A 25,675-nucleotide genomic window follows, 5' to 3' on the forward strand; every position below is an offset into this window, starting at 1 on the left:
AACCCGGCCCGCGGCCTTACCCGGCGGCCTGGGTGATCTGCTGCACCGCCTCGGGGGCGACCACGCGGTCGATGTCGAGCAGGGTTTTCACCTGGCCCTTCACCTTGGCCAGACCCAGCAGGTAGGAAGTGTCGATGTGGCAGCCGAATTCCGGCGTCGGCTCAATCTCGGCGTCGGTGAGGGTCACCACCTCCTCGACGCAGTCGACGATCAGGCCCATCTGCACCGTCTGGCCGCTGGCGGGCCGGACTTGCACCACCACGATGCAGGTGCGCTCGGTGAACTCGGCCTCGAGGCCGAATTTCACCCGCAGATCCACGATGGGGATCACGCGGCCGCGCAGGTTGATGACGCCCTTCACATAGGGGGGCAGTTGGGGGACCGGGGTGATTTTAAGCATCCGGATGATCTCGCGGACCTTCAGGACGGCGATGCCGTAGGCCTCGTGGGCGAGACCGACGGTGAGATATTTGCCGGCGTGACGCGCGGCGGTGGTGACGGTGGCGGGCTGGTTGCTCATGGTTTAACGGGCCGACGGCCCGCTGGGGTTTTATCGGCTCTTCCCCTTGCCGGTTGAGCACGATCTTCCACCGGCGAAGCGTTTTACCTTAAGCCGACCCGCGGCCCGCCGATAACGGGGACGAACCACCTACCTCCCCGGGCCTCATGCCTAAATCACCTGAGAATTACGCGGCGCTCGAGAACGCCGTCAACCGCCTCGCCTCCGAATCCATGCTGGCCACCGCCGGCCGCGACGATGGCCTTGTCCCGGCCTACAGCCTGGTCGGCGAACTGTGCGAACTGTGCAGCGGGCAACCCGCCCTGCGCGAGCCGCTGACCACGCTCCTCGCCGCGTTGGAAAAGTGCCTGGACTCCGCCCAGCCCTTCTCCGTCGAACTCCTCGCGCGCCTGCGCACCACGGTCGAGTGGCTCGGCTCCGCCATCGACGCCGTGCGCAACGATACGACCCTGCCGCCCGCGCCCGGAGCGGCCGCTCCCGGCACCTCGCCGGCCGGCGCACCCGGGGACAACCCGGCCGCCCCGAAAGCCGAGTCCCGCGATGTCCTGATGACCTTCCAGCTCGAGGACAACCAGGAGTTGCTCTCCGAGTTTCACGCCGAGGTCGTGGATCATCTGCAGCAGATCGAGGCCGCCCTGCTCTCGCTTGACCATGAGCCCGACAATCCCGAGGCGCTCAATTCCATCTTCCGCTCCTTTCACACCATCAAGGGCAACGCCGGTTTCCTCGGGCTCGTCCCGATGCACACCCTCGCCCACGAGGTGGAGTCGCTGCTCGATCTCGCCCGCAACCACAAGCTGCGCCTGAATTCGGTGATCATCACCGAGGTCCTGCGCAGCCGCGATGCGCTGCAGGCCCTCACCCAGCAGGTCGGGGTCGCCCTCGAACAGGGACGTCTCCCCGGCGAAATCATTCCCGTCAGCCACCTCATGGCCGCCGTCAAGCGCCTGGCCGTGCCCGATGGGGCTATGCCGGAGCCGGCTCCCGTCGAGGCCTTGGTGGTGCCGCCGCCCGCGCCCGTCGGGGCCGCGGCCCCGGTGCCCGAGCCGGTTGTCCCCGTCGCCGCCATCGCGCCCGTGGTACCCTTCGTGGCCGAACCTGCCCCCGCCGAGGCCGCGGCCGAGGCCGCCGCCCTGGCCGCCGCGGGCAACTCCGCCGCCAAGATCGCCGCCGGCGCGGAAAAAGCCGCCGCCGCCGGGCAGACCGTCCGCGTCAGCACCGAGAAACTCGACTCCCTCATGGATGTCGTCGGCGAACTCGTGATCGTGCAAAGCCAGATCATGGAATCCGCCCGCAGCATCGGCATGGAGAGCGGTTCGCCCCTGCAGCGCAATGTCACCCACCTCACCCGGTTGACCAAGGAACTGCAGCACACCTCGATGGCGCTGCGCATGATTCCGATCAAACCCACCTTCCAAAAGATGGAGCGCCTCGCGCGCGACCTCGCCCGCAGCTGCGTCAAGAAGGTCGCATTCGTCACCTCCGGTGACGAGACCGAGCTGGATCGCACCGTCGTGGAGGAGATCGCCGACCCGCTGGTCCACATGGTGCGCAACGCCATGGACCACGGGCTAGAGCCCGCCGATGTCCGCCTAGCCGCCGGCAAGCCCGAGACCGGCACCGTCCACCTCAGCGCCTACCACCAGGGCAGCAACATCGTCATCGAGCTCCGTGACGACGGCCGGGGCATCAACCCCGACGTCATCTACCGCAAGGCCGTGGAAAAGGGCGTCATCGCCCCCAACGCGACCCTCAGCCGCGAGGAGATCTTCGCCCTCATCTTCGCCCCGGGCTTCTCCACCGCCGAGAAGGTCACGGCCGTCTCCGGCCGCGGCGTCGGCATGGACGTGGTCAAGCGCAACATCATGAAGCTGCGCGGCAAGATCGAGATCAATTCCGAGGTGGGGAAGGGCTCCGTCTTCAAGATCAAGCTGCCGCTCACCATGGCCATCATCGACGGCCTCGTTGTGCGCGTCGGCCAGGACCGGTTCATCCTGCCGGCCACCTCCGTGCAGATGGCCCTCCGCCCCGCCCGCGACACTATCTCCACCATCCAGGGCACCGGCGAGGTCATGGAGCTCCGCGGCCGCATCCTGCCGCTGCACCGCCTCCACCGCCGCTTCAACATCACCGCCGACATCGAGAATCCGTGGGAGGGCATCGTGGTCATCATCGAGCACTCCGGCCGCACCTCCGCGCTGCTCGTCGACGAGATGGTCAGCAAGCAGGAGGTTGTCATCAAGAGCCTCGGTTCCTTCATGCAGGGCCTGCCCGGGGTCTCGGGCGGCGCCATTCTCGGCGACGGCAACATCGCCCTCATCCTCGACCCGGCCTCGATCCTCCAGGTCGCCTGATCCCCCTTACCTCCCTTTCCTCCATGAGCGCCCCTCTGCCCCCGACCATCGAGAAAGTCTGCGAAGCCGCGCTCAAGCTGCCTTGCGCGCCCTCGCTCCTGCCCCGCCTGTCCCAGGCCCTGCAGAGCGACTCCAGTTCCGCGCAGGACATCGAGCGCCTGATCTCCCTCGATCCTTCGCTCGCCGCCTGCACCCTCCGGCTGGCCAACTCCGCCGCTCTGGGCCGCGGTTCCGTCGCCACCGTCGAGGAGGCCGTCTTCCGGCTGGGCGCCAAGGAAATCTACCGCCTGGCCGCCCTCGCGCTGGTCGGCCGCTGGGAGGGTGGAGTCACCTCCGGCTTGCGCTGGTCCCCCGGCGACTTCAGCCGCCACGCCCTCTGCACCGCGATCGCGGCCGAGGTGCTCGCGAGCACCACAGAGCGCATCGATCCGCAGCTGGCCTACACCGCGGGTCTTGTCTGCGACGTGGGTAAACTCGCCCTGGCCCACAGCTGCCATGACTTCTACCCGGCCGTCCGTGTTTGCGCCGAGCAGACGAAATGCACCTGGGAACAGGCCGAGCGCACCGTGCTTGGCTACCACCATGCCGATGCCGGCACCCGGCTCCTCAAGGCCTGGAACTTCCCCGCGCTCTTCATCCGGGCGGTCGAGCACCAGTTCCTGCCCATGAGCGCCCCGGCGGATGCCCTGCCGCTGCTCGCTCATCTCCACGCCGCCAAATACCTCGCCACCTCCATGGGGCCTGGTGTGATGGAGGAGGGTTTTCTCACGCAGATCCACGGCGCTTTCCTCACCGAGTGGGGCTTTACCACCGACATCCTTGACTCGGCCATGCCGATCGTCCTCGAGAAAGCCTCGGCCCGTCTGGGCGAGAAGCTGCACAACGGCACGATCGCCCTGTGAAAAAGGCGGCCCGCTTACGGGCCGCCCCACGGTTTCGGCCTCCCGTCGAGGCCGCGTTTTCCAATCTGCGCCGGGACCATTCCTCGCGGTGGACTAGATCCCTGCGGAGGTGTTCCGGCATCGTAGCCTGGGCGGATCCTGCTGGCAGCCGCTGGCCCATCAGCCTGAGGTTCGGTCATCCCCGCAGACCCGTCAGTCGAACCTAGCCCAAAGTATCACGGATCAGGCCGGATCCGGGGTACTAATTCTTTAACCCAGACTCTCGCTCAACCCAGCGCGAGCTGGCTCTTGCCATTCGGGGTCACGAGTCGCACGTCACCGGTGCTCAATTCCAGATGCACCGTGCGGTTGAATGATCCACCCGTGTCGCTCTGCACGACGCGCAGCGCGTGGGTGTTGATGAAATCCATGGTGGCGCGGATGTTGCGCTCGCCGATCTTGAACGGGTCCTGGCCCGCAATCACGCTCGCGCCGCCGGCGATGAAGAGCTTCAGCCGGCCCCGTTCGGCCTTGAGGCCGATCAGCGCCTTGAAAAAGAGGGGCAGGCCCGTGTCGGCGAACATTGCCGGCTGCGTGATGGCCTTCTGCGGCGAGACCGAGGCCTCCGGCAGCATCAGGTGGAGGATGCCCCCGCACTTGGCGCCGGGATCATAGGCGATCACGCCGATGCAGGAACCCAGGGCATACGTGCTCAGCACGGTGCTGGCGTTGTTGGACACCGCCATGTCCCCCACGCCGATGACGACGCGCTGGGCAAACAGGGAGGCAATGGTGGGAGAGCCGCTCATGGGGATTACGGCCGGACCACCCGGGAGATGGGCCGGGTTGGGGAAAAGAGTAGGGAGGACATGGACCGCGTATGAGGGAATACGTCCGCGCGGCCCCGTACTTGAGGGCATTTCTGCGCCCGGATATTTTTTGTCAAAACACGCTACAGTCCCCCGCAACCCGTGCCGTTGCGCATCCTACCATGATGCACCCTGTAAACCACCTCCCGCGTGCGGCCGGCCTTTTCGCGCTGCTCGCGTTTTTCACCTCCGTGTCCGCTTCCGTCAGCGTCGGCACCAAAGACAATATCCAGATCGGCGGCTTCTTCAGCCAGGGCTGGATCCAAAGCTCCGGCAACAACTACCCCGTCGAGGCGAAGGACGGCACCTTCGACTTCCGCGAGATGGCGGTCAACGTCTCCACCACGGTCGGTTCCCACCTGCGCGTCGGGGCCCAGGGCTTCGCCCAGACCATCGGCAACTATGGCGATGACGAGGTTCTCCTCGATTGGGCGGTCGTCGACTACAACTTCCGCCAGGAGATCGGCCTCCGCGTCGGCCGGGTCAAGCTCCCGAAGGGCCTCTACGGCGAGGCCCTCGATGTGGACGCCGTGCGTCCCTTCGTCTTCCTGCCCATGTCGCTCTACAATCCCGTGGTGCGCGACTTCAACTCTGCTTTCAACGGCGGCATGCTCTACGGCTCGGTGGAACTCGGCCGCGCCGGGTCCGTCGACTACAAGGCCTTCTACGGTGAAATCCCGATGAAACCCAAGCAGGGCGTCGCTGACTTCTTCAACACCACCTCCCTGTACGCCAGCGCCGGCGTCAGCACCATCGGCATGGATCACACGGCCGGCGGCCACCTCCTGTGGACCACCCCGGTCAACGGCCTCAAGCTCGGCGGCTCTTACTCCGAGCTCAGCGAGCTCTACGCCAAGGGCCCCTTCGCCTTCTTCCCGGCGGCCAGCGTGAACCTCACGACTGACAGCTACACCTACGGGACCGTCTTCGGCGAGTATGTGACCGGCGACTGGACCCTCGCGGCCGAGTACCAGCGGGTCCGCGGCACCTTCGACATCATTAATCCCTTCTCCGCCAGCGTGGCGCGCACCGGCAGCACCAACTGGTATGTCTCCGCCGCCCGCCGTCTCAACGCGCGGTTCGAGACCGGCGCCTACTACAGTGTGCAGAAGGACGACTACTCCAGCACCGGCGAGCACAACTACGACACCGCCATCAGCTTCCGCTATGACGTCAATGAGAACGTCCTCATCAAGGCCGAGTACCACTGGATCGATGGCACGATGAACGTCTTCAACACGCCCCGCACCCCGAACGCGGTCATCAAGGACTCCTCCTCGTTCTTCGCCGTCAAGACCACGCTCAGCTTCTAAGTCCCCGGAATCCACCACCCATGAACACCTATTCCAAGCGCCTCCTCGCCGGCCTGCTGTTGGCCCTGGCCACTCTCCTGCCGGCCGCAGCCGCCCCCGTGCTCATCACCAACAAGAACGTGGCGGCCGAGAAAATCGACGCCGCCACCCTCAAGTCCGTCTTCCTCGGGAAGAAGGTCGCCTGGGATGGCGCCGGTCGCGTCGTGCTCGCCGTGCTCAAGTCCGGTCCCGTGGCTGAGGAAATCTACAAGGCCCACGCCGACATGAACGCCAGCACCTTCAACAACCACTGGCGCCGCCTCGCCATGACCGGCGGCGGCACCGCGCCCAAGGCCTTCGACTCGGAGGATGAACTCCGCAAGTTCGTCGCCGAGACCCCGGGTGCCATCGGCTTCGTCGACAGCGCCGCCGTCGACGCCACCGTGGCCACCCTCGTGCCCACCCCCTGAACCGTCGTTTCCGCCGATCCTTCCCTCCCATGGCCGCTTCTGCTTCCCGCCCAAACACGCTCAACCTGCGCCGCTCCTTCCTGGGCATCACGCTGGGCTTCGCCTTCCTGGCCGCCCTCATCGTGTTCCTCGGGGCGATCTCGTTCCGCCTCTCCCGTACCGGCTCCAGCCGCACGGCGGAGCTGAGCGAACGTCTGCTGCCCGGGCTCCAGTCCCTGGCGCGGTTGCAGGAACACGTGCTCAAATACAACCTCGCCAACCTCGAGTACGTCACGGGACGTGACGAGGAGACGCAGGCCCGGAAGCTGGCGCAAGCGGGGGCGCACCGGCGTGAGATAGGGGAGCATATGACCACCCTCGGCGGACAAATCGTATCCGCCGAGGCCCAGGCTGCCCAGGCTGACGTCCAGTCCGCGCTCACGCGCTACGACGCCAGCGTCGGCCGCCTGCAGGAGGCCCTCAAGGCGAGTGACTTCGAGCGCGCCATGCAGATCCTCGACGGCGATGTCGCCCGCGACTACACCGCCGTGGAGACTGCGCTGACCGCCCTCAACAACCACGTCTTCACCCTCTCCAGTCACAACGGCCGGGCCACGCAGGAGGTCCTCGCGGACAACCTGCGCACGACCCTCATCCTCAGCTCCATCACCGCGGGTCTCGCCGTGCTGCTCGTCGCCGGCGTGCAGTTCCTCAACTACCGTGTCAGCCGTCGCTTTGGCTTGCTGTCCGTCTCCCTCGGCGACGAGGCCAGCGACATCAACGCCAAGGCCGCCGGCTTCAACGCCACCAGCACGCGCCTGGCCGACGGTTCCAGCGAGCAGGCGGCCGCCCTCGAGGAAACCAGCGCCTCCCTCGTCGAGATGGCCAGCATGACCAAACGCAACGCCGACTCCGCCCAGCAGGCCAAACGCATTGCCGCCGAGGCCCGCACCGCGGTGGATGCCGGCGCCGCCGGCATGCAGCGGATGACTGCTGCCATGACCGCGATCAAGTCGTCCAGCTCCGAGATTTCCAAGATCATCAAGACGATCGACGAGATCGCCTTCCAGACCAACATTCTCGCCCTCAACGCCGCCGTCGAGGCCGCCCGCGCCGGTGAGGCTGGCGCCGGTTTCGCTGTCGTCGCCGAGGAGGTCCGCGCCCTCGCTCAACGCAGCGCGCAGGCCGCCAAGGAGACCGCGGAGAAGATCGAGGCCGCCCTCCACAAGAGTGACGAGGGTGCCAAGGTCAGCGTCGAGGTCTCCGACATGCTCGGCACCATCGTCGGCCAGGTCCGCCGCATGGACGAACTCGTCGTCGAGATCGCCACCTCCTCCGGCGAGCAGTCCACCGGCATCACCCAGGTCAACGAGGCCGTGACCCGCATGGACCGCATCACGCAGGCCAACGCCGCCAGCGCCGAGGAATCGGCCGCCGCCGCGCAGGAACTATCCACCCAGTCTGCCCACCTGCAGGACCTCGTCGACGACCTGCGGCACCTGGTCGGGGCCCGGGCCAAGGCCAAGGCGCCCGCGGCGTCCCCTGTCTCGGTTCCCGTCCACAGCCCCGCGGCCCCGCGGCCGACCTCCTTTGCCTCGGCCGCCGCCGCCCCGGCCGCGCCCCGCGCCAAGGTCCCCGTCGCCGCCGGCTCTTCGGCCAGCGACGACAGCTTCTGGACCGGATCCTGAGCGTTCCCCCTGATCTTTGGTTAGGTGTGTAGGAAGGGCCCGCCGGTTAACGGCGGGCCCTTCTTTTTTGGCCGATTCCCACCCGCCGCTCCGTCCGCCTTCTCCCTCCGCCGGCGTCCTGGGTAGGCTCCCCTGCGTCAAGCCAACGGGACGTGTTGTCGAAACGGGTCTCTGGGGAATCTCTGCTCGTAAACGACTGCCACCAGCCCCCGGCAAAGCGAACTCAAGAGGCCGACATGCCACCTCTGAAAGGCTCGTGCTCCACCGTCCCGCGCGGATCTACCTCCAAGTAGTCTATTAAACTACGTCGGTCTCTCGCGGTTTCCGGCGATGTCCGGGTGTAGAGAGGGTCTCTCTGGATCTACGCTGCTGGCCCCGGGTCGGTCCTTAGTTGCGGTAAGGCCCGCCGGGGGGACTCTCCACCGGGTAAGCTCTCCGGGTGATGGTTACGGCCCCGGCACACCGTGGCTCCGGTCCGCGTCCCGGCGTTGGCCGAGGTCCGGCGCCGCTCAGGAATACACCAGCAGCCGCTGGCTGATGGGCGCGATCTGGTTGTGATCGCGGATCTTGTTGATCGTACCCGGACCGAGCAGCTGGCCCTCGCCGATGAGCAGCAGGCCGTGCGGGCTGTAGATGCCGGTTGCCAGCACCATGCCGGGCTCCAGCTCCTCGAGCAGGATCTCGCGCACACTGCGGGGCAGGTTCACGAGGTTGGAGACCTTCAGGAAAAGTCGGATGGCCTCGGGGTCGTAATGGGTGCCCGATTTGGCGAGCAGCTGGTCGATCGCCGCCTGCTTGGGCAGGCCGGACTCCACGTACCCGACCGCCACGGCCAGACAGCGCGCGGCCCACGGGATGCGTTTGCCGGCGAGGCCGTCCGGGTAGCCGGTGCCGTCGTAGCGCTCGTGGTGGCCGCGGATGATGGCCCCGGTCTCGGGTCGCGGATCCACCAGCGCCGCCAGGGTCTGGCTGTACACGGGGTGGTTCTGCATCGTCGCGCGCTCGCGTTCCGTGAGACTGGCCGGGGCGGAGCGGAACGTGCGCAGCAATTCGCGGGGCACGCCGATCAGACCGAGGTCGCAAAGCCAGGCGGAGGCATGCAGCGCGTGGCGTTCCGGTTCGCTGAAATGCTCGGTCTCGCCCATCTTGTTGGCGAATTCCACCAGCAGCTTGGCCTGGCCGCCCAGCACGGGGTCATAGGCCGTGAGGATGCGGCGGCAGAGCTCGAGCGAGCTCTCGTAGCGCGAGGATAACTCGGTGTTGGCCACATCCAGCTTGGCGCGCTCGGTCTCCAGGTCGCGGACCTTCTGTTCCAACTCGCCGTTGGCGACCGTCAGCTGGGCGTTGAGCTGCTGCGAGCGGGCCTGCAGCACCTCGTTGCGCATGATCAGGTCGTGGCGCTGGATCGCATTGCGTACCGTGGCCAGCAGTTCCTCGCGGAGCCAGGGCTTCGCGATGAAGCGAAAGATTTCACCCTTGTTGATCGCCTCGACGATGGTGGGCAGCGCCAGCACCGCGGTGATCAGGATGCGCGAGGCGTTCGGGTGCGTCTTGCGGCTCTCGACCAGGAAGTCCAGGCCGAGCATCTCGGGCATGCGCTGATCGGAGATGATCACCGCAAACTGCCGCTCGGCGAGGATGGCCAGCGCCTTGATCGGGCTGGAGCAGGCGACGACATGGTAGCGCTCGCGCTCGAGCGTTTCCTTCAGGGCACCCAGGACGACGGGTTCGTCGTCCACGATGAGAATAGTGTGGCTCAGGGTCGGATCACTCATGGCGGTAGGCCGCCGGGGTGGGCGGGGTCGAATGGGAGAGGGGGGCGAGAAAATGCGCGGTCAGGTGGGCCGCCATGCGGTCAAGCGGCAGCTGGCGCTGGGCGCCGCCGTTTTCCCAGGCGGCCTTGGGCATGCCGTAGACGATGCAACTGGCCTCGTCCTGCGCGAAGGTGCTGGCGCCCTTTTCGCGCAGCCGCAGCAGGCCCTCGGCGCCGTCCTTGCCCATGCCGGTAAGCACGCCCGCGATGGCGTGCGGGCCGGCCCCGCAATCGGCGGCCGACTTGAACAGCAGGTCCACCGCCGGGCGTTGATGCCAGATCTGGGGGCCATCCACCACCCGCACGCGGTAGTGGTCGCCCTGCCAGGCCAGCATCAGGTGGAAGTTGCCCGGGGCCAGCAGGGCCATGTTGGGGTCGAGTCGTTCGCCGTCCACGGCCTCGCGTACGGGAAAGGCGCAGAGGCCGTTCAGCCGGTCGGCGTAGGCCCGGGAAAAGCCGGCGGGGATGTGCTGCACGATGGCGATGCCGGGCAGGCCGGCGGGCAGGGCGGTGAGCACCTCGCGCAGGGACTCCGGTCCCCCGGTGGAAGCGCCGAGCAGGATGCAGGCCCGCCGGTCGATGCGCAGCCGGCCGGGGAGGGCCCGGGCGCCGGTCGGCGCCACGCCGGCGCGGCGAATCCGCGCCACCGCCGCGGTCTTCACCATGGCGATGAGCTGCGGGCCGAGGTTGCCAAAGGAACTCGAGCCACTCGGCTTGCCGAGCACATCCACCGCGCCGAGGCGCAGCGCCTCGAGCGCAAAATCCGAGCCGCGCTGCGACAGCGAGCTCAGCACGATCACCGGCAGCGGCCGGTGCTCCATCAGCAGCCGCAGGAAGGTCAGCCCGTCCATGCGCGGCATCTCCAAATCGAGCGTCACCACGTCCGGCTGCAGTTCGCGGATGCGGTCCCGCGCCTCGTAGGGGTCCGCCGCGGTGCCGACCACCTCGATGCCCGGATCGGCGGCGAGGGTGTCCGTCGCCACCTTTCGCACGAAGGCGGAATCATCCACGATCAGCACCCGGATTTTGCGCGACGGATTCATGGTCAGGAGGCCGGCGCCCGGCGGTACGTCGCCGGTCGCACCGTTTGCAGAGAATGGTTGATGCCGGTGAGGCTTTCCGAGTGCCCGACCAGCAGATAGCCGCCCGGCACGAGCCGCCGGGCCAGGCGGTTGACCAGCTCCTCCTGCGTCTGCCGGTCGAAGTAGATCATGACGTTGCGGCAAAAGATCACGTGGAAGGACTCGTTGAGCGGGGAGTCGCGCTCGAGCAGGTTCAGCTGGTGGAAGGAGAGCCGTTCGCGCAGCTCGGCCCGCACGCGGTAGTTGCCCTCCTGCGGCCCGATACCCTTCTGGAAATGCTTGCGTACCACCGGCACCGGCAGCCGGCCCACCACGTCCTCGGTGTAGATCCCCTGGCTGGCGCGCGCGAGGATGCGGTGCGAGATGTCCGTGCACTGGATGTGCCAGTCCCAGCCGGCCGGCATCGCCTCAGCCAGTGTGATGGCGAGCGAGTAGGGCTCCTCACCCGAGGAACACGCCGCGCTCCACGCGAGGAAGCGCGGCCAGTTCTCCGTGCGCCGGCGCTGCTGCATCTCCGGGATCACATGCGACCGCATGAAGTCGAAGTGGGCGTTCTCGCGGAAGAAAAACGTGTGGTTGGTCGAGATCGCATCGATGAGATGCGACAGCTCCTCGGTCGCCTCGGGCGAGCGCAGGAGCTGGCAGTATTCGGTCACGGTGCCGAGGTTGGTGGCCCGCAGTCGCTTGCCCAGACGGGCACTGACCATCTCGCGCTTGTCGGCGTCAAGACAGATGCGGCTCCGTTGGTAGACCAACTGGCGGATGAAATCGAACTCACTTTCCCTCATATGGTTTTATCCCCCTAGGCATCGGCCTAAACCGGGCGCGATTAAGGCCGCTGCGTAAAAAAAGCGGCCGGACCCCGCCGCCTGCCCGGCAAATTTTGCCTTCGGTTCGGGCGGCTGGTGGTGGCGCGGTGCGTCGCGCGGAGAGAAAAATATATCACCTTACCTATCAGGGGTTACAGCGCTGTGTGCCGAGGGTGGCACGCCGCATGTTATGGTTCGGGCATGATCGACCCGGTTTTCCAGTCCCAAAACTACCTCTTGGCCAGGAAGCTTCTCGATGCCAGCGCCCTGCAGCAGGAGGCCATCGCTTCCAACATCGCCAACGCCGAGACCCCGGGCTACCGCCGGCTCGATGTCTCGGCGGATTTTGCCGAACAGCTCAAGGCCCGCACCCAGTCCGGCGAGATCACCCGCGGGGGCGCCGCCTCCCTCCAGCCCACGCTGGTCCAGGATCCCTTCGCCCGCTCCGTGCGCCCCGACGGCAATTCCGTGGAGATCGAGAAGGAACTCCTCGCGATGAACAAGAACGCCGTCGAGTACGAGTTCCTCACCGAGGTCATCTCCGGGAACATCAAGCAGCTCAAAATGGCCATCACCGGCCGCAGCACCTGATCCCCGCCATGAATCTCATCGCCGGCGTCGACATCACCGCAGGGGCCCTCAACGCCCAGAAACTCCGCCTCGATCTCGTCGCGCAGAACATCGCCAACGCCCACACCACCCGCACCCCCGAGGGTGGGCCCTACCGGCGCAAGATCATCTCGTTCGAGAGCGAACTCGTGAAACGCGCCGGGGGTGCCTCCCTCACCAGCGTCAGCGTTTCCGGCATCACTTCCGACAAGAGCCCCGGCCAGTCCGTCTACAATCCCCAGCATCCCGATGCGGGTCCCGACGGCTCCGTCATGATGCCCAACGTCAACCTCGCCTTCGAGATGGTCGACCTCATCACGGCCACCCGGGCCTACGAGGCCAACCTCTCCGTCGTCAAGAACGCCCGCAACCTCGCCATGAAGGTCTTCCAGATCGGCAAGTGACCGCCCGCCCCTGATCTCTCCGCCCCATGTCTCCCATCGGCTCCACCTCCGCCCTCTCGGCCTTCCCGCTCCAGCCCCTCGACGTCGCCCAGACCGGGGCGCGTATCGCCGCCCCGCTGCCCGACGGCATGCGCCTGGCCGCACCGACCGAGAGCTTTGGCAACATGCTCGACGGCCTCGTCTCGACCGTGGCCGAGAAACAGGCCGCCTCGGCCAACCTCACCAAGAGCGTCCTGCTGGGCGACAGCGACCAGCTCCACCAGAGTGTCATCGCCATGCAGGAGGCTTCCGTCGCTTTCACCCTGATGGTCGAGGTGCGCAACAAGCTCGTCGAGTCCTACCAGGAACTCATGCGCATGCAGGTGTGAGCCGCCTGAGCTTCGGAGCCTAATTCCCTGATCCCAGCACCCATTTCATGAAGAAATTTGCCCAGTCCCTCCTCGATCTCTGGTCCCACCTCGGGCTCAACCAGCGCGTGTCCCTCATGGTCGCCGCCCTCGCCGTCATTGGCGGTATGGTCGCCGTGGTGCTCTGGTCCCGCCGGCCTGACTACCAGCTGCTGTACGCCCGCCTCGGTGACAAGGACTCCGCCGCCATCATCAGTCACCTGCAGACGCTCAATATCCCGCACCAGATCTCTTCCGGCGGCAGCACCGTCTCGGTTCCCGCCGACCGCGTCCACAAACTCCGCATGGATCTCGCCGCCAAGGGCATCCCCAGTGGCGACGGCGTCGGCTTCGAGATCTTCGACAAGGGCCAGTTCGGCCTGAGCGACTTCGTCCAGCGGACCAACTACCTGCGTGCCATCCAGGGCGAACTCGCCCGCACCATCAGTCAGCTCGCCGGCGTCCGCGCCGCGCGCGTGATGATCGTCCAGCCCGAGAACCGCCTCCTCCTCACCGACAACGGCGTCAAGCCCACCGCCTCCGTCTTCGTGGACCTCGGTGGCAGCCGCCTCGAGATCGACCAGGTCAACGCCATCCGTCACCTCGTCGCCAACTCCGTGCAGGGCCTCGTGCCCGATCAGGTGGCCGTCGTCGACAACCGCGGCCACGTCCTCTCCGAGGCCCTCAAGCAGGATCCGACCCTCGGCACCGCCTCCTCCCAGATGCGCTACAAGCAGCAGGTCGAGGACTACCTCGCCAAGAAGGTCGAGACCATGCTCGCCCAGGTCATCGGCCCCGGCCAGGCCGTCGTCCGCGTCTCCGCCGATATCGAGACCGAGGCCACCTCCATCACCGCCGAGGTCTTCGACCCGGAGGGCCAGGTCATCCGCTCCCAGACCCAGACCGACGACATCAACAACACCAGCGAGACGCGCTCCGGCGGTGGCGCCGTGGGCGTCAGCGCCAATGTCCCCGAGAAGGCCGCCTCCGCCGAGACCGTCACCAACCGGCCCACCTCCACCAGCGAGCAGAACCGGAAGAACCGCACGACCACCTACGAGATCAACCGCACCCTCACCAACACGACGCGCAACCCCGGCACGATCAAGAACGTCACTGCCGCCGTCCTTGTCGCCCAGCGCCCCCCGCTGGTCCCGGCCGCCGCGGCCACCCCGCCCGCCGAGGGTGCGGCCGCCCCGGCGCCCCAGCCTCAGCCGCGCTCCGCCGAGGAGCTCAATGCCCTCCGGCAGGTCGTCGTCAACGCCCTGGGCCTCAAGCCCGAGCCCGGCCAGACCCTCGACACCATCGTCACCCTTCAGGAGGTCGCCTTCGCCGTCGAACCCGTCAGCGACCAGATCCAGGCCATCCAGACCGAGAACAAGTGGCAGGGCTGGATCGAGGCCGCCAGCCGCTGGTCCGCCGTGGGCGGCGCCGGTCTCGTGCTCCTCCTCTTCCTTCGCATGCTCTCCCGCCAGAAGCCCGAGCCGGTTCCGGTCGAGGTCCTCGCCATGCCGCCGGAGCTCGCCGCCCGCTCCCTCCAGAACGGCAACGCCGTCACGCCCGAGATGCTCAACGAGCTGATCCGCCAGAAACCCGCCAACATCGGCACCGCCCTGCGCGACTGGGTCGGCACCCCGCCTGCCGCCGCCGCCAAGAACAACTGAGCCGTCTCAGATCAGAAATCCAAAATCTGAGATCTATCCCTCCCCATGGCCGACATCGATTATCCCAAGCTCACCCGCCAGCAGAAACTGGCCGTCTTCCTGATCTGCGTCGGGCCGGAGGCCGCGGCCGAGGTGCTCAAGCAATTTGACGACACCGAGATCGAGAATCTCTGCCGCGAGATGGCCGGTTTTCCCATGATCCCCGACGCCGTGCAGAAACAGGCCTTCGAGGAATTCGCCGGCGTCGTCGCCGGTGGCGTCCAGTCCGCCTCCGGCGGCATCAACTTCGCCCAGCGCACGCTCGAGATCGCCAAGGGCGGCCACAAGGCCTCCGCCATCATCGGCCGCGTCGGCCCCGCCTCCGGCGCCTCCCTCGATGTCATCAAGGACATCTCCGAGATGGAGGGCCGCCAGATCTACAACCTCATCAAGCACGAGCAGCCCCAGACCATCTCGTTCATCCTGTCCTACCTCGAGCCGGCCAAGTCCGCCGAGGTGTTCCCGCTCCTCAGCCCTGAGTTGCGCGAGGAGGTGCTGGAGCGCCTCGGCACCATCGAGTCCACCTCGCTCGACCTCGTGAACAAGATCGCCCGCAGCCTGGGCAAGCACTTCGACAACAAGACCCGCCCCGCCTTCCACCACAGTGGCGGCGTTCGCGCGGTCGCCGGTCTCCTCAACAGCCTGGAGAAGGATCTCAGCAAGACCCTTCTCGGCCGCCTCGAGGAGCGCAACGCCGCCCTCAGCGCCGCCATCCGCAAGAAGCTCTTCAGCTTCGAGGACCTCAACCGTCTCCAGTCGGCCGACCTGCAGCGCATCCTGCGCGAGGTGGACTCGAGCAACCTTGCCATCTCGATGAAGTCCGCCAGCGAGGCGCTCCGCACCAAGGTCATGTCCGGCCTCTCCAAGCGTGCCGCCGAGGGCCTCAAGGAGGAAATCGAGCTGCTCGGGCCGGTCCGCCTCAAGGACGTCGAGGCCGCGCAGGACGTCATCATCCAGGCCGTCCGCCGCCTCGAGGAGGAGGGCCAGATCTCCATCGATTCCGATTCCCAAGCCGTCGTGGCCTGACCCCCATGCACGATTTCATCCAACGCCTCAGCTTCCACGCCCCCCGCGACCTGCCCTCGGCGCTCCCGCCGGCCGTGCCCGAGTGGGTTCGCCTCAGCCTGTTGCGCAGCTTCGGGGAGGATCACCCCACCGGGGTCCGGCCCGCGTTCGCCCCGCCGGCGCGTCCCCCGCGGCGCACCCGCCCCGCCGGCCGCCCGGCCCGCGCAAAAGCCGCCGCCTGACCCATGGCCTTCGCCAAGCTCATCGCCTTCGACCGTCCGCTCGCCGGTGCCGTCCTGCCCGGCCGCGGGGGGCCCCTGTTCACCGAGACCGAGGTCGCCGCCCGCGCAGAGGCCGCCTACCGCAAGGGCGTCGACGCCACCCACTCCCTGATGGACCAGCGGCTCGTGGACATGCGCGTGGAGATGGAGCAGCTCAGCGACGGCGTGCTCCGCCAGCTCACCACCGTCGAGGCCGCCACGCTGGCCCAGTTGCGCGAGGCTTTGCCCGCCCTCGCCATCGACATCGCCCGCCGCCTGCTCGCCGGCTTCGAGCCCCCCGCGGCGCTGGTGGAGAAACTCTGCCACGAGGCGCTCGAGCAACTTTTTCCTGAACGCGAGGGCCTGGAACTCTCCCTCTGCCCCCGCGACGCCGCGCTCCTTGAGCAGGTCAACCCGGGCTGGATCGCCCGCTACCCCGGCCTGAAGGTCAAGTCCGACGCCAACCTTGCCCCGGGCGACTGCCAGGTCCGCAGCCGCTTCGGCCTCACCGACGCCCGGCAGTCCACCAAGCTGGCCGTGCTCTCCCACGGCCTCACCGGCGAATGAACCCGGCCCGCCCCCTTTTCCCGGAGACCCACCCATGAGCACCGCGACTATCGGCCCCCTGATCGATGTCCTGCGCTCCCAGGTGCGCCACGCGCCGGCCGTGCAGCGCGTGGGCACCGTCACCGGCATCGCCGGCCTCATCATCGATTCCGAGGGCCCCAACGTCGGCCTCGGTGAGATCTGCGTCGTCCGTTCGCCCCGCACCGGTTACTCGGTCCGGGCCGAGGTCGTCGGCTTCCGCGAACACCGCGTGCTGCTCATGCCGCTCGGCGACACCGCCGGCCTGCACGTCGGCTGCGAGGTGGCGGCCGCCGACCGGCCGCCGCTGCCCATGCCCGGCCCCGAGTTGCTGGGCCGCGTGCTCGATGCTCTCGGCCGCCCGATGGACGGCCTCGGCCTGCTCCCGCTTGACCGCTCCGAGCACGACAACAAGCCGCCGCACCCGCTCCGTCGCCAGCGCATCAAGGACCCTCTCCCCACCGGCGTGCGCGCCATCGACACCTTCGTCCCGCTCGGCCGCGGCCAGCGCCTCGGCCTCTTCGCCGGCTCCGGCGTCGGTAAGTCCACCCTCCTCGGCATGATCGCCCGCGGCTGCAACGCCGACGTGGTCGTCGTCGCCCTCGTGGGTGAGCGCGGCCGTGAGGTCCGCGAGTTCATCGAGAAGGACCTTGGCCCCGAGGGCCTCAAGCGCGCCGTTGTGGTCGTGGCCACCTCCGACACCTCCGCGCCACTCCGCCTCCGCGCCGCCTTCACCGCGACCTCCATCGCCGAGTCCTACCGCGATGCCGGTAAGAATGTCCTCCTGATGATGGACTCGGTCACCCGCTTCGCCATGGCCCAACGCGAGATCGGCCTCGCCATCGGCGAGCCGCCGACCACCCGCGGCTACACACCGTCCGTCTTCGCCATGCTGCCGCGCCTGCTCGAGCGCACCGGGGCAGGGGAGCATGGTTCCATCACCGCCATCTACACCGTCCTCGTCGAGGGCGATGACATGAACGAACCCGTCGCCGACGCCGTGCGCGGCATTCTCGACGGGCACTTGGTGCTCTCGCGCCAGCTCGCCCACTTCAATCATTACCCGGCCATCGACGTGCTCGAGAGCGTCAGCCGGCTCACCCGCGACATTTGCGCGCCGGACGAGGTGGCTCACGCCGCCGCCGCCCGCGAGCACCTCGCGCTCTACCGCAAGAACGAGGACCTCGTGTCCATCGGCGCCTACCAGAAGGGCTCCAGCCCGGCGCTCGACAAGGCCATCGCCCTCAGCGAGCCGCTCAAGCAGTTCCTGCGGCAGGGCGTGAACGAATTTTCCTCCCGTCCGGAAAGTTACCAACGCATCAAAACCATCGTCGCCCCATGAAAAAGTTCCGCTTCCCCCTCCAGCCCGTGGGCGTCCTGCGGTCCCATCAGGAACTGCGCGCCCGCGAGGTCTTTGCCGCCGCCGTCCACGTCTACGTCCAGGCCGAGGAACGGCTGGCCGCGCTCCGCCAGCGCGTGGCCGAGCTGGCCGAGGTCCTCTTCCACGGGCGGACCGACCGCTTCCTCGCGGCCGATGCCGCGGCCCTGTTCCGGGTCTATCGGGGCGAGTGCAATACCGTCATCGAGGTCGAGCGCGAGGTCATCGAGGCCCGCGCCGCCATGCAGGCCCGCCGCCAGGAATACATCGAGGCCAACCGCCGTCTGAAGACCGTCCAGAAGCTGGAGGAGAAGGCCCGCGAGCGCCACCGGCTGGAGCTGCTCCGCGCCGAACAGGGTGAACTCGACGAACTCGCCGGCTTCCGCGCCTTCCGCTCTCCCGTCCTCTCATGAACAAGGTAATCGCCAATCCCGCCTTCGTCGCCGTCCTCGGCATCCTCTCCGGCACCCTCATGGGCCTCGGCTGGTTTCTCCGCGCCGGCGAGCTGCTCATGACCCAGCTCATGGCCACCATCCCCGCGCCCGTCGTGGTCGAGGGCAAGGCTCAGGGCTGGGATTTCTGGACCATCGAGATCGAGGGGCTCTCCTCCGAGTTGAAGGAGGAACGCGCCCGGCTCCGGTCCCAGGCCGAGACCCTCAACCAGCGTGCCGCCCGTCTCGCGTCCGAGCAGCAGGAGCTGTCCAAGATCCGCACCGACATCGAGGGCATGCGCGCCGAGATCGCCCGCAAGGTCATCGAGATCACCGCTGACGAGGCTCGCAACCTCAAGTCTCTCGCCGCCACCTACGCCACGCTCAGCCCCGCCGCGGCCGTCTCCATCCTCCGCGAGATGGACGATACCACCGTTGTGAAGATCCTCTCCTTGATGAAATCCGACGTTGTCGGCCCGATCTTTGAGCAGATGGCCATCACCCCCGGCCCCGATGGCACCATGGCCAAGCGCGCCGCCGCCCTTTCCGAAAAACTTCGTCTGATGAAGTCCACCAAGACCGCCTCCTGATTATTCCTCCGGGGGGCCAAGGCCGGCCCCATTCCGGTTCCAAGGATGGATTCTTCCCATGAATTCCACCTTGCCCACTTTCCTCGCTGCTCCTGCTGCCGCCGCCGGCCCGGCCCCCGTCAACGCCGCCCTGGCCGGCTTGCTTTCCGCGCCGGCCGGCACCCCGGCCGGTGACGGCCCCACCGCGTCCCCGGCGGATTTTTCCACGTGGATGCCGGCCACCTCGTCGGCGCAGGTCCTGCCGGGCCCGTCCGCCCCAACAATACCCGCCGTCGCCGCGGGCCTCCGTTTTAATGCCGCGCCGATGCCTATCCCAGGCACGCCGCCCTCCGATCCGGCTGGCCCCGTGTCACCGGGTGACGCTCCCGCCGCGCCCGCCGAGCTTGTGTTTATTTGGAACCGCCAGGTCGCGGCGACGGAATCTGCCCCGAGTGGAGCACGGCCGGCCCGCGCCCCGGACGTACCGGCGGAAGTGTCGGACGAAATCCGGCAACAAGCCGTCGCGTTTGTGGCCTCCTTGCTCCACTCGCTCCTGCCCTCGGTTACACCCCCGGCCATTCCTTCCTCCGGGTCTTCCACTCCGGGTGCGTCCCCCGCGACCACGATCGGGGCCGGCGCTGTCCGCGACGCCTTCCCAGGCCCGATCCCCACCTCATTCGCTCCGGGGATTTCCCAGGACAGCTCATTCGACCCGCGTGCCGCGACTGTATTTTCCCCGAACCTGACCAGCCCCGGGGCCGGGTCCCGCCAGGCCACCGCGACGGATCGGCCTGATTCGCGGGTGCCGGGTACTGCGTCGCCGGTTGTTCCCTCGGCGGATGCCGAACTCGCATCCGTTCCCAACGCTCCCGCCCCCCTTCCATCCCCGGTGTTCGTGCGCGGCGGAGATGGCGCGTTGGAGCTCAGACTCCCGCTCGCCCCCGTCCCGGAGCCGCCGGCCGGCGAGTCTACCCTTGCCGATGCTCCGGTCGAATTCCACGCGGAGCTGCATCTCCCCGGCGAACCCGTCGTCCGCGTGGAGTCCGCCGGCTTTGCCACCGCGGCCGTGTCCACCGCCGCCGCCATGGGCGCTCCCGGACTCAACCCGGAAAAAATTGCCGCAAAAAAACCGGCCCCGGCCCCGTCTCTGGCGAGCCGCCTGGAGGCTGTTGAAAGAAAATTTGTATTCACTGGGGACAAGCAGGTTAGCACCAGGTCACCCCGGGCTGGCATCGCCGTTGCTCAAACGGATGCCATCATGCCAGCCGCCCCGAATGAGGAATCCCGCGCCGTCCGCAGTCTCCCCGACTCGACGGTTCTGCCGGTGCGCGCGGATTTTTCTGTGGCTCAGTCCCCCGCGGAGCGAATCACCGCGCCGGCGCCTGGGCCCTCGGGGTCCGCTTTTGCCGGCCGCGCCGTCGAGACCGTCACCGGCCTCATCGAGGCGCAATTCTCCGCCAGCATGCAGAAGACCGGCAGCGTCCACCTCCGCCTCCACTTCGGCGGCGAGGATCTGAGCGTGCACGTCGCGATCCGCGATGGGGCCGTCCACACCGACTTCCGCACCGATTCCGCCCCGCTGCGCGCCGCCTTGGAGCGCGAGTGGTCGGCCGTCACCGCCGCCGCCCCCGGGCAGATGCAACGCTACCTCGACCCGGTCTTTTCGCCCCATACGCCCACCGCGTCGGCCTCCGCCGACAGCGACGCCCGCCAGCCGGCTGGTCAGCAGGCGCAGTCCGACGCCCAGCACCGGGCTCCGCGCGAGGGCTTTTCCGACCATCCCACCTTCAACCGCCGCTCCCTCGTCGGCGAAGCCTTTAGTCCCGAGCCGGCCACCCCGCGCGTGGCCGCCTTCTTGCCCACCTCCGTCCGCCTCTCCGCCCTCGCCTGAACTAAACCAAGTAAGAGGTAAGAATTAAGAAGGAAGAAAGTCAGAACATCCAAACCAATGCCCGCCCGCTCGATTTCTTAATTCTTCCTTCATCCTTCTTCCTTTCCCTTCCTCCCATGCCCGTCTCCGCCACCGAATCCGCCAGCGCCTCAAGCACCCTAGCTTGGGGCAATTCCACCACGGCCGCCCGCACGCTGAAGAAAACCTCCCTCGGCTCCGACGATTTCATGAAGCTCCTGGCCGTACAGTTCCAGAGCCAGGATCCCATGAAGCCCATGGAGGATACCGCCTTCATCGCCCAGATGGCCCAGTTCACCTCCCTTGACCAGAGCAACTCCCTCGTGCGCGAGATGGGCTTGCTTCGGTCCGACCAGCAGAATCTGACCGCCAGTGGCATGCTCGGCCGCACGGTCACCGTTAGCGATGCGGACGGTCTGCCCGTCAGCGGCCAGGTCACCGCGGTCGAGAATACCGCCAAGGGCCCCGTCCTCATCATCGACGGCAATAAGTACCCGCTCTCCACCGTCCAGCGCGTGGAGTACACCCCCTATTCCCCCGCCGAGCTTCCGCCCGCGGCCTGAACTTAACCACCAACCCAACATCCCACCATGGCACTCATCGGCACCCTCACATCCGGCGTCAGCGCCCTTCGCACCTTCGGCAAGGGCCTCGAGGTGATCGGCAACAACATCGCCAACATCAACACCACCGGCTACAAGAGCTCCCAGGCGAGCTTCTCCGACAGCTTCAGCAACACGCTGCGCAATTCCTCGCCGTCCAGCGGCACCGCCTCCAGCCAGTCCGCCCTGCAGATCGGCACCGGCGTGCAGCTCTCGGGCATCACGACCAATTTCACTCAGGGCGCCCTCAACAGCACCGGCAACGTCACCGACCTCGGCATCTCCGGCAAGGGCTTCTTCATCGTGCGCGATGCCACCAGCGGCACGCAGTATGCCACCCGCGACGGCCAGTTCCGCGTGGATGACAATGGGTACCTCGTCACCGGCGGCGGCCAGCGCGTGCAGGGCCTCGTCGGCGGCACCGTCGACGACCTCCAGATCGGCGCGGCGCTGCCCGTCGGCGCCCAGCTCCAGGCCATCAGCTTCGACAGCCAGGGCAACCTCGTGGAGTCCTACTCCGATGGCACCTCCGCCGTGACCGGCCAGCTCCAGCTCCAGAACTTCAGCGACCTCTCCGCCCTCATGCGCGAGGGCAACAACCTCTTCACCGGCCTCTCCGCGGCCGGCCCGGTCGGCGGCGGCATCCTCGCCGGCGCCAACGACCCCGGCTCCGACGGCCTCGGCACCATCCAGGCCGGCGTGCTCGAGTCCTCCAACGTCGACCTCACCGACCAGTTCTCCCAGCTCATCACCACCCAGCGCAGCTTCCAGGCCGGCTCCCGCCTCATCACCGTGTCCGACACCGTGCTCGAGGATATCGTCAACCTGAAGCGCAGCTAAGCCCTAACCGCCCCGACCCATGGCCGCCAAAACCGATGCCAAGGAAGCGCCCGCCGCGCCGGAGAAATCCGGCACGGCGCCCGCCGAGTCCCCCAAGCCCGCCTCCGGTGGCGCCCTCAAGACCTGGCTCCCCGTCCTGCTCGCCGTGGTCGTGGCGCCCGCCGCTTGCTGGGCGGTCGCCGAGTTCGTCCTGCTCCCGCGCCTGCAGCAAAAGCTCACCGCCGTTGTCGCCCTGGGGCCCGAGGCCGCCGCCCACGCCCTGCCGGCGGAGGCCCACGGCGAGGCGAAGAAATCCGGGCATGGCGGCGGCAAGGAAGAGGCCGGCGGCGCCGGTGACACCTACGAGTTCACCAACGTCGTCGTGAACCTCTCGGGCACGATGGGCACGCGCTACCTCAAGACCAGCTTCGTCGTCACCGGCACCAAGCCCGGCACCGTCAAGGAAGCGTTCGAATCCAACAAGGCCCGGCTCACCGATGTCACCCTCGGCGTGCTTTCGTCCCTCAGCCTGGCCGACCTCGAGGAACCCGGCGCCAAGAACGTCCTCCGCGAGAAGCTCATCACCGCCTACAACCAGGCCCTCGGCGGCGCCGTGGCGGACCAGGTCTACTTCTCCGACTTCGTCATTCAATAACCCACCCCGCGACCCACCATGGCCGAGGATCCCAATAAAGCCGCCACCGACTTTCTCGACCAGTCCGAGATCGACAAGCTGCTTGCCCAGGGTGGCGCGGGCGATTCCGCGCTGGCGAAGCGCACGCTCATCCGGGCCGACGGCCGCCGCACCACCGGCACCGATGTCATCAAGGTCGAGCCCTACGACTTCCGCAACCCGGCCTTCCTCTCCGAGGTCGAGCTGCGCCGCCTGCGCCTCGTGCACGAGGACTTCATCCGCTACCTCAGCGCCCGGCTCTCGCTTTTTCTCCGCATGGAGTTCGGCCTCAAGATGGCCAAGCTCACCACGGTCAACTACGCCAAGTTCACCGAGTCGCTGCCCAGCCCGACCCATATCTGCCTCTTCAAGGCCGAACCGCTCACCGGCGTCAGCGTCCTCGACATCAACCCGCGCCTGGCCCTCACCATCGCCGACCGCCTCCTCGGCGGCCGCGGCCACTCCGTCAAGACCGAGCGCTACCTCACCGAGATCGAGGTCGCCCTGTTGGACGACGTCGTGCACATGATTCTCGAGGAGTGGTGCCACCAGTGGAAGAACGAGCAGGAACTCACCGCCCTGATCGTCGGCCATGAGAACAGCGGCCGCTTCCTCCAGACTTCCCCCAAGGACGCCGTCGTCCTCGCCATGACCCTCGAGGCCAGCTTCGGCGACTGTTCCGAGCAGATCCAGATCGGCGTGCCTTACTACACCATCGAGCCACTCGTCCGCAAGATGCAGGCCCGCCGCCAGAAGGACGCCAACATCACCACCACCGTCGCCAAGAAGGCCTCGTGGCAGGAGGCCTACTCCAGCATCCGCATGCCGGTCCGCGCGGAATGGGACACCTTCTCCGTCTCCCTCCGCGAGATCACCGACATGCGCGTCGGCGACGTCATCGAGATGCCCGCCGAGCAGATCCGCCAGACCAACATCCTCCTCAACGGCGTGCCCAAGTTTGTCGGCACCGCCGGCCTCGACGCCGAACGCGTCGTCGTCCAGCTCAACGCCAAGATCAGCCCCGACGGCACCACCGCCGTCTCCCCCCTTGCTCCCTCCTCCCATGGAAGAAAAAACCCTTGATATCGTCCTCGACGTGAAGGTCAAAGTGACCGTCCAGCTCGGCTCCTGCCTGCTGCCCATGCGTGACGTCCTCGAACTCACGCCCGGTTCCGTTGTGCAACTGACCCAGCAGGCCAGCGACCCCGTCGGGCTCTACGTCAACGACAAGCTTGTCGCCTACGGGGAGGTCGTCGTGGTCGAGGACCACTTCGGCATCAAGATCACCGAGCTCGTCGGTAGCGAAAGCCAGTCATGAGCCGGCGGTTCCCCGGCCTGCTCCTGGTGGTCCTCGCGCTCTCCGCCCCGGCGGTCCTCGCGCAGGAAGCCATCATCCACCCGCGTGGCACGACCTCCGTGGGTGCTCCGGCCCCGGCCCCCGCCGGTGGCCTTAATTCCCTTTTCCTCCTCGGTTCCGCCGCCGCGGCGGCCGGCGCCGGTTGGTGGCTCTGGCAGAAACGTCGCACCGGGGCCGCCGGTGGCGCGCCCGCCCGCCTCGCCATCGTCGAAAGCCGTCCCCTCGGCTCCCGGCAGTACCTCGTGGTCGCGGAGTACGAGGGCAAGAAATTCCTCCTCGGCGTCTGCCCCGGCAGCATCGAGATGCTCACCCCGCTGGACAGCCAGCCCCCGACCAAGTCGTGAGCACGCAACCTTCTCTTTTCACCGCGCTCAGACTGCTGGCCTTAGGGGTGGGGCTGGCCGTTTTCGGCCTGGGCGCGCTCCCCGCCACCGCCCAGGAAATCACGCCGACCCTGGCTGCGCCGGCCCTTCCGGTCGCCGCCCCCACGGCCCCGACCGCCGCCGACTCCCCCCTGCGCCTCAACATCAATTTGGAGGGCACGGACCGTCCGGCCGACCTCAGCGTCTCTGTCCAGCTGGTGCTGCTGATGACGCTCCTCTCGGTCGGGCCCTCGCTGGTGCTCCTGATGACCAGCTTCACCCGCATCGTGATCGTGCTCGGCTTCGTGCGCACCGCGCTCGGCGTCCCCAGCGCGCCATCAAACCAGATCATCATCGGTCTCTCGCTCTTCATGACCTTCTTCATCATGGGTCCGACTTTCGACCGGATGAACTCCGAGGCGCTGAAGCCTTTCCTCGCCAAGGAAATTACCAGCACCGAGGCCTTTGACCGCGGTTCGGCTCCGCTCCGCGATTTCATGCTCAAGCAGACTCGCACCGGCAACCTCGAGTACTTCCTCCAGCTCGGTGGCTACGGCCCCACCGCGGTGAAGGACCTGCCGATGCGCGTGGTGATTCCCTCCTTCGTGCTCAGCGAACTGCAATCCGCCTTCCAGATGGGCTTCCTGATCTTCCTGCCGTTTCTGGTCATCGATTTTCTGGTGGCCGCCGTGCTCATGTCCCTGGGCATGATGATGATGCCGCCCAACGTCGTTTCGCTGCCCTTCAAGCTGCTGCTTTTCGTCCTCGTCGACGGCTGGCGCCTCATCGTCCAGTCGCTCGTCCAGAGCTTTGCCTGACGTGGCCCCCCCCCGTCTGCGCTCCCAGCCAATCATTCACCTCCCGTT

At 67.4% G+C, this 25,675-nt stretch carries 28 protein-coding genes; 23 read left to right on the top strand and 5 right to left on the bottom strand.

Going from position 1 to position 25,675, the window contains the following annotated elements; translation table 11 throughout:
• Positions 1-16: 16 nt before the first annotated feature.
• Positions 17-520: a chemotaxis protein CheW gene (locus tag Verru16B_RS10735; protein ID WP_069962282.1), complete on the bottom strand. Its 504-nt coding sequence runs from the start codon at positions 518-520 to the stop codon at positions 17-19.
• A 146-nt stretch (positions 521-666) separates the two neighbouring features.
• Between Verru16B_RS10735 and Verru16B_RS10740 the strand changes: the two genes are divergently transcribed.
• Both Verru16B_RS10740 and Verru16B_RS10745 read left to right on the top strand, forming a co-directional pair.
• Positions 667-2,874, top strand: a complete 2,208-nt coding sequence (locus Verru16B_RS10740; RefSeq protein ID WP_069962283.1) for a chemotaxis protein CheA — start codon at positions 667-669, stop codon at positions 2,872-2,874.
• Positions 2,875-2,897: 23 nt separating this feature from the next.
• A complete protein-coding gene (locus Verru16B_RS10745; protein ID WP_069962284.1) occupies positions 2,898-3,776 on the top strand; it encodes an HDOD domain-containing protein in 879 nt (292 codons plus the stop codon).
• Positions 3,777-4,042: 266 nt separating this feature from the next.
• Here Verru16B_RS10745 and Verru16B_RS10750 read toward each other — a convergent pair whose 3' ends face one another.
• Positions 4,043-4,564, bottom strand: coding sequence for a chemotaxis protein CheD (locus Verru16B_RS10750; protein ID WP_069962285.1), 522 nt, complete (start codon positions 4,562-4,564; stop codon positions 4,043-4,045).
• Between the two features lie 182 nt (positions 4,565-4,746).
• Here Verru16B_RS10750 and Verru16B_RS10755 point away from each other — a divergent pair, with 182 nt between their 5' ends.
• Genes Verru16B_RS10755 through Verru16B_RS10765 form a run of 3 tightly spaced genes read left to right on the top strand, consistent with a single transcriptional unit; the run spans position 4,747 to position 8,053 of the window.
• On the top strand, positions 4,747-5,937 hold the full coding sequence (locus Verru16B_RS10755) for a hypothetical protein (protein WP_083270278.1): 1,191 nt from the start codon (positions 4,747-4,749) through the stop codon (positions 5,935-5,937).
• 20 nt (positions 5,938-5,957) lie between these two features.
• Positions 5,958-6,386: a type 2 periplasmic-binding domain-containing protein gene (locus Verru16B_RS10760; RefSeq protein WP_069962286.1), complete on the top strand. Its 429-nt coding sequence runs from the start codon at positions 5,958-5,960 to the stop codon at positions 6,384-6,386.
• 29 nt (positions 6,387-6,415) lie between these two features.
• Positions 6,416-8,053, top strand: a complete 1,638-nt coding sequence (locus Verru16B_RS10765) for a methyl-accepting chemotaxis protein (protein WP_069962287.1) — start codon at positions 6,416-6,418, stop codon at positions 8,051-8,053.
• A gap of 509 nt (positions 8,054-8,562) precedes the next feature.
• Here Verru16B_RS10765 and Verru16B_RS10770 read toward each other — a convergent pair.
• Genes Verru16B_RS10770 through Verru16B_RS10780 form a run of 3 tightly spaced genes read right to left on the bottom strand, consistent with a single transcriptional unit; the run spans position 8,563 to position 11,736 of the window.
• Positions 8,563-9,828: an HD domain-containing phosphohydrolase gene (locus Verru16B_RS10770; RefSeq protein ID WP_069962288.1), complete on the bottom strand. Its 1,266-nt coding sequence runs from the start codon at positions 9,826-9,828 to the stop codon at positions 8,563-8,565.
• The gene (locus tag Verru16B_RS10775) at positions 9,821-10,909 is read right to left on the bottom strand and encodes a protein-glutamate methylesterase/protein-glutamine glutaminase (RefSeq protein WP_083270279.1); all 1,089 of its coding nucleotides are present in this window, start codon (positions 10,907-10,909) and stop codon (positions 9,821-9,823) included. Before Verru16B_RS10775 ends, Verru16B_RS10770 begins: the two co-directional genes overlap by 8 nt.
• Before the next feature lie 2 nt (positions 10,910-10,911).
• Complete coding sequence (locus tag Verru16B_RS10780; RefSeq protein ID WP_069962289.1) at positions 10,912-11,736, bottom strand: CheR family methyltransferase; 825 nt, start codon at positions 11,734-11,736, stop codon at positions 10,912-10,914.
• A gap of 222 nt (positions 11,737-11,958) precedes the next feature.
• Between Verru16B_RS10780 and flgB the strand changes: the two genes are divergently transcribed.
• The 18 genes from flgB to fliP all read left to right on the top strand — a co-directional run bounded on the left by flgB (position 11,959) and on the right by fliP (position 25,627).
• Entirely contained in the window at positions 11,959-12,348 is a 390-nt protein-coding gene (gene flgB / locus Verru16B_RS10785; RefSeq protein ID WP_069962290.1) for a flagellar basal body rod protein FlgB, read from the top strand.
• 8 nt (positions 12,349-12,356) lie between these two features.
• A complete protein-coding gene (gene flgC, locus Verru16B_RS10790; RefSeq protein WP_069962291.1) occupies positions 12,357-12,770 on the top strand; it encodes a flagellar basal body rod protein FlgC in 414 nt (137 codons plus the stop codon).
• Between the two features lie 26 nt (positions 12,771-12,796).
• Positions 12,797-13,138: a flagellar hook-basal body complex protein FliE gene (gene fliE / locus Verru16B_RS10795; protein ID WP_069962292.1), complete on the top strand. Its 342-nt coding sequence runs from the start codon at positions 12,797-12,799 to the stop codon at positions 13,136-13,138.
• Positions 13,139-13,185: 47 nt separating this feature from the next.
• Complete coding sequence (gene fliF, locus Verru16B_RS10800) at positions 13,186-14,820, top strand: flagellar basal-body MS-ring/collar protein FliF (RefSeq protein ID WP_069962293.1); 1,635 nt, start codon at positions 13,186-13,188, stop codon at positions 14,818-14,820.
• Between the two features lie 45 nt (positions 14,821-14,865).
• Entirely contained in the window at positions 14,866-15,885 is a 1,020-nt protein-coding gene (gene fliG / locus Verru16B_RS10805) for a flagellar motor switch protein FliG (protein WP_069962294.1), read from the top strand.
• Positions 15,886-15,890: 5 nt separating this feature from the next.
• Positions 15,891-16,106, top strand: coding sequence for a hypothetical protein (locus tag Verru16B_RS10810; protein ID WP_069962295.1), 216 nt, complete (start codon positions 15,891-15,893; stop codon positions 16,104-16,106).
• 3 nt (positions 16,107-16,109) lie between these two features.
• Positions 16,110-16,691: a FliH/SctL family protein gene (locus tag Verru16B_RS10815; RefSeq protein WP_069962296.1), complete on the top strand. Its 582-nt coding sequence runs from the start codon at positions 16,110-16,112 to the stop codon at positions 16,689-16,691.
• 34 nt (positions 16,692-16,725) lie between these two features.
• Entirely contained in the window at positions 16,726-18,051 is a 1,326-nt protein-coding gene (locus tag Verru16B_RS10820) for a FliI/YscN family ATPase (protein ID WP_069962297.1), read from the top strand.
• Positions 18,048-18,500 (top strand): flagellar export protein FliJ, encoded by a 453-nt coding sequence (fliJ, locus tag Verru16B_RS10825; RefSeq protein ID WP_069962298.1) that lies wholly within the window; start codon positions 18,048-18,050, stop codon positions 18,498-18,500. The genes Verru16B_RS10820 and fliJ overlap by 4 nt, the downstream gene beginning before the upstream one ends.
• Positions 18,497-19,108 carry a MotE family protein gene (locus tag Verru16B_RS10830; RefSeq protein ID WP_069962299.1) on the top strand — a complete coding sequence of 204 codons (612 nt, stop codon included), beginning with the start codon at positions 18,497-18,499 and terminating at the stop codon, positions 19,106-19,108. The genes fliJ and Verru16B_RS10830 overlap by 4 nt, the downstream gene beginning before the upstream one ends.
• A gap of 1,237 nt (positions 19,109-20,345) precedes the next feature.
• Complete coding sequence (locus tag Verru16B_RS18340; RefSeq protein ID WP_157772385.1) at positions 20,346-20,978, top strand: hypothetical protein; 633 nt, start codon at positions 20,346-20,348, stop codon at positions 20,976-20,978.
• A 116-nt stretch (positions 20,979-21,094) separates the two neighbouring features.
• Positions 21,095-21,559 carry a flagellar hook capping FlgD N-terminal domain-containing protein gene (locus Verru16B_RS10845; protein WP_069962302.1) on the top strand — a complete coding sequence of 155 codons (465 nt, stop codon included), beginning with the start codon at positions 21,095-21,097 and terminating at the stop codon, positions 21,557-21,559.
• A gap of 27 nt (positions 21,560-21,586) precedes the next feature.
• On the top strand, positions 21,587-22,438 hold the full coding sequence (locus Verru16B_RS10850) for a flagellar hook-basal body protein (protein WP_069962303.1): 852 nt from the start codon (positions 21,587-21,589) through the stop codon (positions 22,436-22,438).
• A 19-nt stretch (positions 22,439-22,457) separates the two neighbouring features.
• Entirely contained in the window at positions 22,458-23,072 is a 615-nt protein-coding gene (locus Verru16B_RS10855; protein WP_069962304.1) for a flagellar basal body-associated FliL family protein, read from the top strand.
• Between the two features lie 18 nt (positions 23,073-23,090).
• Positions 23,091-24,173 (top strand): flagellar motor switch protein FliM, encoded by a 1,083-nt coding sequence (locus tag Verru16B_RS10860; RefSeq protein WP_069962305.1) that lies wholly within the window; start codon positions 23,091-23,093, stop codon positions 24,171-24,173.
• On the top strand, positions 24,154-24,408 hold the full coding sequence (gene fliN, locus Verru16B_RS10865; RefSeq protein WP_069962306.1) for a flagellar motor switch protein FliN: 255 nt from the start codon (positions 24,154-24,156) through the stop codon (positions 24,406-24,408). Before Verru16B_RS10860 ends, fliN begins: the two co-directional genes overlap by 20 nt.
• Entirely contained in the window at positions 24,405-24,791 is a 387-nt protein-coding gene (locus Verru16B_RS10870) for a flagellar biosynthetic protein FliO (protein ID WP_069962307.1), read from the top strand. Before fliN ends, Verru16B_RS10870 begins: the two co-directional genes overlap by 4 nt.
• Positions 24,788-25,627, top strand: coding sequence for a flagellar type III secretion system pore protein FliP (fliP, locus tag Verru16B_RS10875; RefSeq protein ID WP_237023391.1), 840 nt, complete (start codon positions 24,788-24,790; stop codon positions 25,625-25,627). Before Verru16B_RS10870 ends, fliP begins: the two co-directional genes overlap by 4 nt.
• The last annotated feature ends 48 nt before the right edge of the window (positions 25,628-25,675 follow it).

This window comes from Lacunisphaera limnophila, assembly GCF_001746835.1.
GTDB classification, from domain to species: Bacteria; Verrucomicrobiota; Verrucomicrobiia; order Opitutales; family Opitutaceae; genus Lacunisphaera; species Lacunisphaera limnophila.